Annotated in this window: 8 protein-coding genes; 4 read left to right on the forward strand and 4 right to left on the reverse strand. The window is 68.3% G+C overall.

Going from position 1 to position 12,335, the window contains the following annotated elements; translation table 11 throughout:
• Nucleotides 1-35: 35 nt before the first annotated feature.
• On the reverse strand, nt 36-1,490 hold the full coding sequence (locus IRT45_RS15170) for a metallopeptidase (protein WP_194806501.1): 1,455 nt from the start codon (nt 1,488-1,490) through the stop codon (nt 36-38).
• 249 nt (nt 1,491-1,739) lie between these two features.
• Here IRT45_RS15170 and IRT45_RS15175 point away from each other — a divergent pair, with 249 nt between their 5' ends.
• Complete coding sequence (locus IRT45_RS15175; RefSeq protein WP_194806502.1) at nt 1,740-2,267, forward strand: hypothetical protein; 528 nt, start codon at nt 1,740-1,742, stop codon at nt 2,265-2,267.
• A 7-nt stretch (nt 2,268-2,274) separates the two neighbouring features.
• Here the strand turns inward: IRT45_RS15175 and IRT45_RS15180 are convergent, their stop codons facing one another.
• The 3 genes from IRT45_RS15180 to panB form a co-directional block, all read right to left on the reverse strand.
• Nucleotides 2,275-3,648 carry a bifunctional lysylphosphatidylglycerol flippase/synthetase MprF gene (locus IRT45_RS15180; protein WP_194806503.1) on the reverse strand — a complete coding sequence of 458 codons (1,374 nt, stop codon included), beginning with the start codon at nt 3,646-3,648 and terminating at the stop codon, nt 2,275-2,277.
• A gap of 376 nt (nt 3,649-4,024) precedes the next feature.
• The gene (locus tag IRT45_RS15185) at nt 4,025-7,033 is read right to left on the reverse strand and encodes a bifunctional [glutamine synthetase] adenylyltransferase/[glutamine synthetase]-adenylyl-L-tyrosine phosphorylase (protein WP_194806504.1); all 3,009 of its coding nucleotides are present in this window, start codon (nt 7,031-7,033) and stop codon (nt 4,025-4,027) included.
• 300 nt (nt 7,034-7,333) lie between these two features.
• Nucleotides 7,334-8,194 carry a 3-methyl-2-oxobutanoate hydroxymethyltransferase gene (gene panB, locus IRT45_RS15190; RefSeq protein WP_036499989.1) on the reverse strand — a complete coding sequence of 287 codons (861 nt, stop codon included), beginning with the start codon at nt 8,192-8,194 and terminating at the stop codon, nt 7,334-7,336.
• A 209-nt stretch (nt 8,195-8,403) separates the two neighbouring features.
• On the opposite strand from panB, the gene IRT45_RS15195 reads away from it, so the two are divergent.
• The 3 genes from IRT45_RS15195 to IRT45_RS15205 all read left to right on the forward strand — a co-directional run bounded on the left by IRT45_RS15195 (nt 8,404) and on the right by IRT45_RS15205 (nt 12,326).
• Nucleotides 8,404-9,954 carry an alpha/beta hydrolase gene (locus IRT45_RS15195; RefSeq protein WP_194806505.1) on the forward strand — a complete coding sequence of 517 codons (1,551 nt, stop codon included), beginning with the start codon at nt 8,404-8,406 and terminating at the stop codon, nt 9,952-9,954.
• Between the two features lie 73 nt (nt 9,955-10,027).
• Nucleotides 10,028-11,365, forward strand: a complete 1,338-nt coding sequence (gene glnA / locus IRT45_RS15200; RefSeq protein WP_194806506.1) for a type I glutamate--ammonia ligase — start codon at nt 10,028-10,030, stop codon at nt 11,363-11,365.
• Between the two features lie 67 nt (nt 11,366-11,432).
• Entirely contained in the window at nt 11,433-12,326 is an 894-nt protein-coding gene (locus tag IRT45_RS15205) for a hypothetical protein (protein WP_194806507.1), read from the forward strand.
• Nucleotides 12,327-12,335: the final 9 nt, after the last annotated feature.

A 12,335-nucleotide genomic window follows, 5' to 3' on the forward strand; every position in this document is an offset into this window, starting at 1 on the left:
AGGATGGGCGACCGGTTGCCGGTCGCCCCTCGGCGTCACTTGTAGTTGTTCAGACAGGCGGCCTCGCCGTCGAGCACTCCGGTGCGGTAGGCGTCGAGTCGCTGATAGCCGCTGGGCACGACCTTGCCGTCGGTATCGCTGGCGGCCAGTCCGTCGGCCAGCAGGCCGGATACCGCCGCGTCCAGATCACCGGCGGTCAAGCGCGGATCGCTGGCCGGGTCGCTGAGCTTGGTGGTGATCACCCCGGACAGACATGCCGTCCGCAGACCGGCGGTCTCCGGCCCCGACAGCGACAGATGCCGCTCGTTCTCCACCGCGAGCGCATAGCGGGAAATGAACACCACGTAGGCGTTGTAGTTGCCGTCCACGACCGCCGACAGCGGTTCGTCGTCGCCGGGTTGCGCGCCGGCGCGTTTGGCCAGCTCCGGCACATCGGTTCCGATCCGGTTCATCCACGGGCAGTACGAAACCGGTTCCACCGCCTGGTTTTTCAGGCACAGTTTCACGATGCCGGAGTAGTCGAAGGCCGGCGGGTTCTGGAGCGGGTAGATCCGCCCGAGCGCGGCGGCGACAGCATTGAGACCGTCGACGTCGACACCCATCTGGTTCTCCTCGTCGCCCGGTTCGAAGGTCGTCGGGAGACCGCCGCGGCGCTCCTGAATCTCCTTCTTGGTGATGCCCTTACATCCGGCCGCACCGTCGGACCAGCCGATCTGCACCGCCGTCACGCGCTCGAACGCCGACCCGTGCACATTCTTCGGATTGTCGGGGTCGCGGTCGCGCACGGCGACCGCCGCACCCAGAACACCGTTGAGCCCGTCGGTCGTGTTCAGCGTGAAATGCGCCGAACCGCCCTCGGCCACATGCCGCAGGAACACACCCGCGAAGCAGTCGGCCTGCTGTTCGAGCACGATTCCGGGCGTGAAGAATCCGTTGAGCCGGGCCTGATCCTGCAGCGAGTGACCGTACTCGTGCGCGAGCACCATCACCACTGCCATCTTCCCGTACTTGTCCGAGATGAGCGGCAGCAGCTTGCCGCGATCCCAGCCGACGGTCTTGTCGATCTTGCAGTAGGCCGCGTTCACCACGTGGTAGGTGCTGGAGCGGCAGAACGTGACCGATTGTTCCTTGGGCGCGTTGGCATCCCAGGAAATGAAGTGGTCGACCGGCTTGAAGGTGCCCGGGAAGTTCTTGCCGTATTCCGCGCCCCAGTAGTCCTGCAGATCCGACAGCGTGTTGAGCGCCAGCCGGTCCATCTCGCCGCCGTCGCCGTTGTCGGCATGTAGCGGCGCGTCGGGCACACCCGGTCGCGGACCGCTCGGACCCGAGGCATTGGGCGCGGCGCCGCTCAGTGCCCACGGATTCTCGTTCGTCGCGGCAACGTCATGTGCCACAGTCGTTTTCGCATCGGTGCCGCATCCGGCCAATACCGCGCCGAGCGCCAGCAGCCCGGCCGTCGCGGCCAGCCGCAGCCGCCTGTCGTATTTCATCTCGTGTCCTCCCCGAGTACCACTGTCGACGCCCGGACCGACGACGATCCGGATTCCGCACAGCGGTCCCCCCGTCTCCCGAGCGCTCACATCGTAATCGGGCGCCCGCGCGAATGCGCAACGTATGTCTCGATATCGGCACGGATGGCGCACGGTGACGACCACGACATGGCGCGCACACCGCTCGTTCAACTACTATTTACCTACGTAGTTAGTAGATGCTCAACGGCGAGCAGAGAGGCCGATACCATGCCCAGGCACCCCCGCGCATCGTTCACCCTTCCCGCCCTGGCGGCGCTCACCGCCGCAGGCCTCGGCTTCACCGCGGCGCCCGCCGAAGCCGAATCCAGGCGATCGGCCGCCCAACCCGCCGCCGGCTGCCTGTGGGCCGGAACCACCCACCCCGCCGGCGCCACGATCATCGCGGGCGGACGCGGCTACACCTGCGGCGCCGACGGCCGTGGCACTCCGATGTGGTCGGCCGGCGCGACGTCGGACCGGCCCGATACCGTCGCCAACCCCGGTTCGGCCGGCGACCCCGCCGCCCACTTCAGCTTGGGCGCACGCCAACCCGGCACCGCCTACAACGACTACTGCGTCGGCAATCAACTGGTCGAGGGCACCGACGACGTCTATCAGGTGGTGCGCGGCCACGACGGCCGCTTGTTCTGGAAGGCCAGCGAACCCGTCAGCGCATGGCGCTTCGATCGCGGAACCGTTGCCCCGCAACCGACCTGGCGCGGAACCGGCCTGTGCTACGAGGGCAATCTGGCGTGATCGCGGCTCAGCCCTGTTTGCGATGGGGAACGAATTCCAGGGTCAGCAGCGCGAGCGCGGTGAAGACGATCTCACGCCAGCGGATCAGGACGAAACGCTGATTGCCGAAGGAGTTGAACTTGCGCAGGAACCGATACAGCGATTCCAGCCGGATCAACGGGTCCAGCGTGCGGGCCAGCACATAGATGGCCTGTTTGGAGCGCGACCGTTCCTTGTCGGCGAACAGTTCGGGGAACGCCGCGAACGCCAGCGAGATGCGGTGCACGTCGTTGTCGCGCCCGTAGTCGACGAGGTCGACGATCATCCGCTCGTCCAAGCCGTTCGGAGCGTCCTTGCGCCGCCACGGCACATCGAGGCTGAGTTCGCTGCCGTGATTGGAGGACCCGTACCGCTGGAATCCGGCGACCCGGCCCTCACCGTCGCGGGCGATCACCACGAGCATGCCCGGATTCCGGCCGTCGAGCAGATGGTCCAGGATCATCGAGAAGCCGCGGGTCTGACGACCGGTGCCCCACTCGTCGACGACGCCCAGCAGCGCCTCGCGCATCTCGCGGTCGAGTTCGCGTTCGGGAATCACCTCGGTCTTGACGCCGAAGTTGCGGGTGCGGCTCACCGCCTGGCGCAGGTTGCGGAATTTGCGGCCGACCATATCGAAGGAGTCGACCTCGACCACCACGTCGCGACCGATCGGAATGGCGTGCAGGCCATGATGATCGGCCGCGCGGGTGCGCCACAGTTCGGTGACCGCGGGGCTGGCGCCCAGCACCGCGATCCGCCAGCCGCGGGCGGAGGCGAATTCGGAGAACTCGGCGATGAGCCTGCCGAATTCGGCGCAGTTGCCGACCGGGTCGCCCGCGACGACCGCAATGCCGAAGCGCGCGCGATATCCGATCGCGGCGTTCGAATCCGCGCTGAAGAAATAGGATTTCGCCGAGTGCAGGGCGAACGGGGCCAGCGGATCCTCGACCGTGCGGTCGACCAGTGCGGCGATGCGATGCCGCTGATCCGGTTGCGGACGCGAACTCTGCGGCAACATCAGGATCAGGCCGGTCGAGGCGAGGCAGACGAAGCCGACCGTGCCGTGGTCGCTGCGGTAGGCGATGTTGGAAACCCCGAGCACGATCACCGCGACGGTGAAGTGCGGCAGGGTGATCGGCCGCCGCAGATGCAGACCACGCGCCACGAACAGACCCGACAGCGACACCGCCACGAACCAGCCGCGATTGACACCTTCGCGCGAGGCGTGGTCGGCCGCGTAGAGCAGCACCACCCCGACCAGCAACAGCACCGCGATCAACGGAACCCGCACGGCACGGGTCGGATTCAGGGCGGCGTGCCGATAGGTGCGGTAACCGGTGACGGCCGAATTGAGTTCAGCCATCACGGTCTCCGATCACACAGTGCATCGCGTGCGCGGTCGAGCAGGTGGGCGTAACGCACGTCCACGAACATCCTCACCATGGCGGTCCTTCCGAATGGTCGCGTACGGATACAGTATCCGGAACGCTCGTTCCGGCTCTGCGGGACCCCTCGCATGGTCACGACGGCACAGCACACTCCGTACCAACCGATATCGCGCCCGGTCTGTTCCCCGCAACACTTTTTCGGCGCAGACCCGCCCGTATCGCGAGAATTCATCGCCGGTCCGCGAAAACGCCGCCTATCGCCCCGGGCGAGCCCCGCGACCACGGCAACCGCCGCGATCACGCATCGGTGTCATCCATCGCGTACCCGGCCGCGACGGATCTACGCCCCGCTCACCCGCCGAAGACGCGCTCGACAACTGTCTTCGCCCGCCGCGTGACGCGCATGTAGTGGTCGAGGAATTCGCTGCCGTCGTCGGTCGGCCAGCCCGCTACCCGGGCCACGGCCGAGAGCAACGGCCCGGGCCCGGGCAGCTGGTCGGCGGGTTTGCCGCGCACCAGCACCAGGGCGTTGCGGGCCTTGGTCGCGGTGAGCCAGGCATCGCGCAGCAGCTCCACATCGAGGGCGTCGAGGAGTTTGTCGCGCTCGATCACCGTGAGACATTCGAGGGTCGAGGTGTTGTGCAGATCGGGCACCTCGTGCGCGTGCTGCAGTTGCAGCAGCTGCACGGTCCACTCGATATCGGCGAGACCACCGCGGCCCAGTTTGGTGTGGGTGGCCGGATTCGCGCCGCGGGGCAGGCGCTCGGAGTCGACCCTCGCCTTGATCCGCCGGATCTCGCGCACGGCCTCCTCGGAGACACCGCCCTTGGGATAACGGACCGGGTCGATGGAATGCAGGAACCGCAGACCCAGCTCCTCGTTGCCGGCGACCTGATGCGCGCGCAGCAGCGCCTGCACTTCCCACGGCTGCGCCCACTGCTGGTAGTAGGCGCGATACGCGGCCAGGGTCCGGACCAGGGCACCGTTGCGTCCCTCCGGCCGCAGTCCGGCGTCGACCTGCAGCGGCGGATCGGTACTGGGCGCACCGAGGAGCCGCTGCACCTGTTCGGCCACGCCGATCGCCCACTTCACCGCGACCGTCTCATCCGCGCCGGGGCGCGGATCGCAGACGAACAGCACGTCGGCGTCGGATCCGTAGCCCAGTTCCATCCCGCCGAGCCGGCCCATGCCGATCACCGCGAAGTCCGCGGGCGCGGGCGCGGCGTGTTCGGCCTCCCAGGCCCGGATCACGGCCTGCAGCGACGCCTCGAGCACGGCGACCCACACCGACGACAGCGCCCGGCACACCCGCGGCACCTCCAGCATGCCGAGCACATCGGCGGAGGCGATGCGGGCCAGCTCGTGGCGGCGCAGCGAGCGGGCGGTGGCGACGGCGCGCCGGGGCTCGTCGTAGCGGGCGGCCCCGGCCAGGATGCTGGAACGCACGTCCTCGGCCTTCGGGCTCAGCAGCAGCGGCCCGTCGGGTCCGTCGGCGAACATCCGGATGGTCTCGGGCGCGTTGATCAGCAGATCCGGCAGATAGGCCGAGGAGCCGAGCACGATCATCAGCCGCTGCGCGATCGCGCCCTCGTCGCGCAGTTCGCGCAGGAACCAGATCTGATCGTCGAGGCCCTCCGACACCCGCCGGTAGGCCAGCAGCCCGGCATCGGGATTCGGTGTGTCACCGAGCCATTCGAGCAGAGTCGGCAATAACAGCGCCTGGATGCGGCCCTTGCGTCCCACCTCGCCGGTGAGTGCCTTGAGGTGGCCGAGGGCGTTCTCCGGGGCGGCGTAGCCGAGGGCGGCGAGCTGACGGACCGCGGCCTGCGGGCTCAGCCGCAACGCGGCGGCGTCGAGGCGGGCCACCGATTCCAGCAGCGGGCGATAGAACAGCTTCGCGTGCAGCCGGCGCACCCGCAGTGTGTTGCGCTTGATCTCGCTACGCAGCACCCCGACCGCGTCCTGGCGGCCGTCGGGACGCATATGCGCGGCGCGGGCGAGCCAGCGCATCCCCTCCTCGTCGTCGGACGCGGGCAGGGTGTGGGTGCGCTTGAGCCGTTGCAGTTGCAGGCGGTGCTCGAGCAGGCGCAGGAATTCGTAGGAAGCGGTGAGGTTGGCGGCGTCGTCGCGGCCCACATAGCCGCGCACGGCCAGCGCCGTCAGCGCCTCGACCGTGCCCGGCACGTGCAGCGATTCATCCGCCTTACCGTGGACCAACTGCAGCAGTTGCACCGCGAATTCGACGTCGCGCAGGCTGCCGTGGCCGAGCTTCAGTTCCCGCTCGCGCATGTCCTCGGGCACCAGGCTCTCGACCCGGCGCCGCATCGCCTGCACGTCGGAGACGAAATCCGGTCGTTCCGAGGCGCTCCACACCATCGGCATCAACGCCTCGCCGTACTGCCTGCCGAGTTCCAGATCGCCGGTGGCGGGGCGGTTCTTCAGCAGCGCCTGGAATTCCCAGGTGCGCGCCCAGCGCTTGTAGTAGGTGATGTGCGAATCCAGGGTGCGCACCAGCGCCCCGGCCTTGCCTTCCGGGCGCAACGCGGCATCGACGTCGAAGAACGCGCTGCCGGCGATACCCATCATCTCCGCGGCAAGCCGGGTCGCGGTGGTGTCGGCGGGTTCGGCGACGAACACCACGTCCACATCGGAGACGTAATTCAGTTCGCGCGCACCGCATTTGCCCATCGCGACCACCGCCAGCCGGACCGGAACCGGCTCGTCGGGGCAGATCCGCGCCACCGCCACCGAGAGCGCGGCGGTGAGTGCGGCATCGGCGAGATCGGTGAGATGGTTGCCGACCTGCTGATACGGCAGCACCGGTTCGTTCTCTACGGTGGCGGCCAGATCGTGGGCGGCCAGCACCATCAGCTGATCGCGATATCGCTTGCGCAGCAAGGCGATCGCGTCGGGACCGGCGTGAGTGGCCCGATAGAGCATCGGGGCGGCGTTGGGCCCCGCCTCGGGCGTGGCGCCGACCGCGTCGAGCAGATCGTCGAGGATCTCCCGCGTGCTCGGCAGTTCCCGCCGCAGCAGCTGCCAGCTCGCCGGATCCGCGACCAGATGATCGGCGAACGCGCTCGACGAGCCGATCAACGCGAACAGTCTGCCACGCAACGACAGATCGGTGCGCACCGCGGAATCCAGTGCGGCCCAATCGGACCCGAGCGCCTCGCGCAGGCGGATCAGGGTCAGCAGCGCCAGATCGGCATCCGGCGACCGCGACAACGCCCACAGCAATGAAACACTGTCGACATTGTCCCAGGCGAGCTCTCGTAACGACGCGGCTGCCGTCGGCTCCAGCAATCCCAGCCGACCGGCACCGGGCACTGCGGGACGTGCAGTCGGTGGCCGGACCATTCTCTCAAATTACCGTTACGGCCGAGCATGCGGAAGTTGCCTGCTCGCGGGTGGTGGCGGGAGGCTCGCCCGCCTTCATCGCCGAGTCGATTCCCCTCGGCGAAGCCGTAGGAGCGCAGTCCCGCCCGCGGGTCACCGGGCCCGTGGGCGAGCTGTATGCGTCGCGATCCCGGCCTCGCTCCGATCATCACGCCGAACGCCCCGGGCCGCCGGCGCCGGTGCGAGACGCGGCATCGGCGTCGGCGGTGCGGTGAAATCGACCGCGGGCAGCGTGCACGCAGCCCGCGGTCGACCCGTTCCTCAGAAACTGTGTTCCGGACCCGGGTAGGTCCCCTGCGCCACCTCGCGCGCGTATTCCGCTGCGGCGCTGCGCAATTCGTCACCCACGCGGCCGAAGCGCTTGACGAACTTGGCCGTCTTACCGCTGGTGTAGCCGGCCATGTCCTGCCAGACCAGGACCTGGGCGTCGCAGTCGCTGCCGGCGCCGATGCCGACGGTCGGGATGGTCAGCTTGTTGGTGACCTGACCGGCCAGCTCGGCGGGCACCATCTCCATCACCACGGCCACGGCGCCGGCCTCCTGCACCGCGATGGCGTCGGCGATCAGCTGTTCGGCGCCGTCGCCGCGCCCCTGCACGCGGTAGCCGCCGAGGGTGTTGACGCTCTGCGGGGTGAAGCCGATATGCGCCACCACCGGGATGCCGGAGGCGGTGAGCCGGGCGATGTGCTCGGAAACGCGTTCTCCGCCTTCGAGTTTCACCGCGTGCGCACCCCCCTCCTTCATGAAGCGGGTGGCGCTGGCCAGCGCCTGTTCCGGAGAGCCCTCATAACTGCCGAACGGCAGGTCGGCCACCACCAGGGCGTGCGGCGCGCCGCGGACCACGCCACGTACCAGTGGCAGCAGTTCCTCGATCGTGATCGGCACGGTGGTGTCGTAGCCGTAGACCACGTTGGCCGCCGAATCGCCGACCAGCAGCACGGGGATGCCGGCCTCTTCGAACAGTTTCGCGGTGGAGTAGTCGTAGGCGGTCAGCATCGCCCACTTCTCGCCCGCGGATTTCCATTGCTGCAGGTGCTGCACTCGCGTCTTCCGCCGGGAAGTTGTCGGTGCGGCGCCGTAGGCGGTGGTTTCGGAAGCAGGATTGTCCTGAGCAGCGGACATCATCGTCCCTTTCGTCTGTCCTCGAGGCCCGATCGGGTCCCCGGGTTGCTATGACCCGTCCAGTCTGCCACCGCGGCATGGCCGCTATTAAGGCGTGCCCGGGATGGGATTTGTCACACGCGGTGGGAGCGACGCGGCCGGAGGAGGCAGCCTGCGTAACCACGGAGGCCGCCGCGGACACCGCGATGATCACAGGCGGAGATGGAAGGATGGCGCGCATGTCCTTGTCGCGATCCGGTCGCGTCGCAGCCGCGGTGGCCCTGATGTGTGTGGCCGCCGCCTGCTCGTCGACGTCGAAGAATCACCCCGTCGCCCCGCCGTCCGCGCCGAGTCCGGCCGCGCTGCAGAAGTACTACACCCAGGTTCCGTCGTGGGGTAGCTGTGACGGGTTCGGCGATTCCTCGACCCGGTTCCCGCAGGGCACCGAATGCACGCACATCTCGGTGCCGATCGATTACGACAAGCCCGAGGGCGCGACCGCGCAGATCGCGGTCTCCCGGATCAAGGCGACCGGGCAGCGCATCGGATCGCTGCTGTTCAACCCGGGCGGTCCCGGCCAGGCCGGACTGTGGATGGCCGCGCAGGGCCAGGACACCCCGCTCGCGCAGCGGTTCGACCGGATCGGTTTCGACCCGCGCGGCGTCGGCGCGTCCACGCCGCTGATCGAATGCCTGACCGGGCAGCAATGGGATCAGCAGCGCGCCGAACCGCCCAAGGACTACACCCCCGCCGGCATCGCGGCCGCCGAGCAGGAGAACAAGGATTTCGCGGCGCACTGCACCGAGAAGACCGGCAACGAATTCCTCGCCCACGTCGGCACCCGCGAGGTCGTGCAGGACATGGACATCATCCGGGGGGTGCTCGGCGACGACAAACTGAACTACGTCGGCTACTCCTACGGCACCCGGCTCGGCTACACCTACGCCGAGAAGTTCCCGGACAAGGTGCGGGCCATGGTGCTCGACGGCGCTCTCGATCCGGACGCCGATCCGGAGAAGGAATCGGTGCAGCAGGCCGCCGGATTCCAGAAGGCGTTCGACGCCTACGCCGCCGACTGTGCGAGCAAACCGGACTGCCCGCTCGGGCAGGACGCGACCCAGGCGGTGGCCCGCTTCCACGATCTGGTCAACCCGCTCTGGGACCACCCGGCCGAGACCCGGGACGGCCGTGGCCTCACCTACAGCGACGCCGTCACCGGCGTACAGAACACCCTCTATGCCGAGGACAGCTGGAATGTGCTGAGCGCGGGCCTGGCTCAGCTGGCCAAGGGCAAGGGCGACATCCTGCTGCAGCTCGCCGATCTCTACGACGGCCGCGGCAAGGACGGCACCTACGACAATTCGCAGGACGCGTTCCTGGCCATCCACTGCGTCGACGATCCGGCCATCAAGGACCGCGCCGAAACCGATGAGCAGGACGCCGAATACCGTAAGGTTGCCCCGTTCCTCGACGACGGCCACGCCACCGGGCAGGCGCCGCTCGAGATGTGCGCGTTCTGGCCCGTGCCCAACAGCGGCTCCCCGCACAACATTTCCGCACCGGGCCTGCCCAAGACCGTCGTCATCTCCACGACCGCGGATCCGGCCACGCCGTATCAGGCCGGTGTCGATCTGGCCCATCAGCTGAGCGCGGCGCTGATCACCAACAAGGGAACCCGGCACACGGCATTCCTCTCCGGCGGCGTGCCGTGCGTCGACGATGCCGTATTCGCCTACCTCACGGACCTGAAGACACCCCCGGAAGGGCTCACCTGCGGCTGACGCCACACATGCGGACCGGCGGTTGTTGCACGATGTAACACGGATTTAACCGCGGGTGCCTACGCTCGCGCGTATGGATCGCCAGAAGGAATTCGTGCTGCGGACGCTCGAGGAGCGGGACATCCGCTTCGTGCGACTCTGGTTCACCGACGTCCTGGGATATCTGAAGTCGGTGGCGATCGCCCCCGCGGAGCTGGAAGGCGCCTTCGAGGAGGGCATCGGATTCGACGGCTCGGCGATCGAGGGCTTCGCCCGGGTGTCGGAGGCCGATATGGTCGCCAAGCCCGATCCGTCGACGTTCCAGGTGCTGCCCTGGTCCACCAGCAAGGGCCATCAGCATTCGGCGCGCATGTTCTGCGATATCGCGATGCCCGACGGATCGCCGTCGTGGGCCGATCCGCGCCACGTGCTGCGCCGACAGTTGAACAAGGCCGGTGACCTGGGCTTCAGCTGCTACGTGCATCCGGAGATCGAATTCTTCCTGATCCGTTCGGCACTCAAGGAGGGCCGCCCGGTGCCCGCCGACAACGGCGGGTTCTTCGACCAGGCCGTGCACGACGAGGCGCCGAACTTCCGCCGCCACGCCATCGACGCGCTCGAATCGATGGGTATCTCGGTGGAGTTCAGCCACCACGAGGGTGCGCCCGGCCAGCAGGAGATCGACCTGCGCTACGCCGACGCGCTGTCGATGGCCGACAACGTGATGACCTTCCGCTACCTCATCAAAGAGGTCGCCATCGACGAGGGCGTGCGGGCCTCGTTCATGCCCAAACCCTTCTCCGACCACCCGGGTTCGGCCATGCACACCCACATGAGCCTGTTCGAGGGTGAGCACAACGCCTTCGCCGATCCCGACGACCCGAACAACCTGTCCGAGACCGCGCGCGCGTTCATCGCGGGCATTCTCGAACACGCCAACGAGATCAGCGCCGTCACCAACCAGTGGGTGAACTCCTACAAGCGCCTGATCCACGGCGGCGAGGCGCCGACCGCCGCGTCCTGGGGCCGGTCGAATCGTTCTGCGCTGGTCCGCGTTCCGATGTACACGCCGAACAAGCAGTCCTCGCGGCGGGTCGAGATCCGCAGCCCTGATTCCGCCTGCAATCCGTATCTGGCCTTCGCGGTGCTGCTGGCCGCGGGCCTGCGCGGCATCGAGAAGGGGTACACGCTGCCGCCCGAGGCCGAGGACGACGTGTGGTCGCTGACCACCGCCGAACGTCGCGCGATGGGCTTTCGCGAGCTGCCCTCGACCCTGGACGAGGCGCTGCGGGCGATGGAACGGTCGGAACTGGTCGCCGAAACCCTCGGCGAGCACGTGTTCGACTTCTTCCTGCGCAACAAGCGCCACGAGTGGGCCACCTACCGCGCCCAGGTCACGCCGTGGGAGCTGGGCGAGTACCTGACACTGTGATCGGCTGTGCGAGACCGGCTTCGGCCGGTCTCGCACCGACGATCGGCGAGCAGGTTAGGTTGTCCCGGTGAACGCGCCTGTATCGGTGGCCGACCAGCCACTGCCACCGCTGATCGACTGGGCCACCGCGGAACTCGCGAACCTGGGGCTGACCGTGACCGGTGCGCAGGAGATGCGGCGGCGGGACTGGACGCTGCTCGCGCGCATCGACACCGACGGCGGAGCCGTCTGGGCGAAGGCGAGTGCGCGTGCGTTCGCCCACGAGGGCCCGCTGCTGGCGGCGCTGGATCGGATCGTTCCGGGTTCGGTGCCGAAACCCCTTGCGGTACAGCGTGAGAAGGGGTGGTTCCTGGGAAGCGACGGTGGCGAGACCATGCGGACCGGACCGCTCGACCGGCAGTTCACCCTCGACGGCACCGACGCGCCGCCACCGCGGCCGCCGGGCTGGGAATCGGTGCTGCGCTCCTACGCGGCCCTGCAGCACACCCTGTGCACGCACGCGGAGTCGTTGCGCGACACCGGAACTCCGCATCTGCCACCGGCGCGTCTGATCGAGGTCTACCACCATTTCGCCGATCGAGCCCCGGGACTGGAGCACGCGATCGAGTCGGCCGCCGCCGAACTCGCGCAGTACGACCGGCTGAGCGTGGAACACAACGACCTGTATCCGGGCCACGTCTTCCGCACCACCGCCGCGGTGTTCGACTGGGGCGATGCACTGCTCACCCATCCCTTCCTGTCCGTGCGCACGTTCCGGGACCCGCAGCGAGCGGCTTATTTCGACGCCTGGCGCGAACTGGCCACCGTCACCGACCGCGAGATCGAGCTGGCCGAACGCCTCGCGCCCCTGACCACCCTGCATTCGTGGCTGACCATCGACACCGCGCCGGGCCGCCCGGCCGAACGATTCGCGCCCTTCGTCACCGAGATGCTGGACCAGCTGCGCGCGAACTTCGCCTGAGCCACGCGG

The organism is Nocardia sp. BSTN01, from assembly GCF_015354405.1.
Lineage (GTDB): Bacteria > Actinomycetota > Actinomycetes > Mycobacteriales > Mycobacteriaceae > Nocardia.

What these genes read in the sequence shown, in the direction of transcription:
- IRT45_RS15180 (WP_194806503.1), bottom strand. Translation starts at nt 3,648, where the DNA reads ATGGCTGAACTCAATTCGGCCGTCACCGGTTACCGCACCTATCGGCAC.
- panB (WP_036499989.1), bottom strand. Translation starts at nt 8,194, where the DNA reads ATGTCCGCTGCTCAGGACAATCCTGCTTCCGAAACCACCGCCTACGGC.
- IRT45_RS15175 (WP_194806502.1), top strand. Translation starts at nt 1,740, where the DNA reads ATGCCCAGGCACCCCCGCGCATCGTTCACCCTTCCCGCCCTGGCGGCG.
- IRT45_RS15170 (WP_194806501.1), bottom strand. Translation starts at nt 1,490, where the DNA reads ATGAAATACGACAGGCGGCTGCGGCTGGCCGCGACGGCCGGGCTGCTG.
- IRT45_RS15195 (WP_194806505.1), top strand. Translation starts at nt 8,404, where the DNA reads ATGGCGCGCATGTCCTTGTCGCGATCCGGTCGCGTCGCAGCCGCGGTG.
- IRT45_RS15185 (WP_194806504.1), bottom strand. Translation starts at nt 7,033, where the DNA reads ATGGTCCGGCCACCGACTGCACGTCCCGCAGTGCCCGGTGCCGGTCGG.
- glnA (WP_194806506.1), top strand. Translation starts at nt 10,028, where the DNA reads ATGGATCGCCAGAAGGAATTCGTGCTGCGGACGCTCGAGGAGCGGGAC.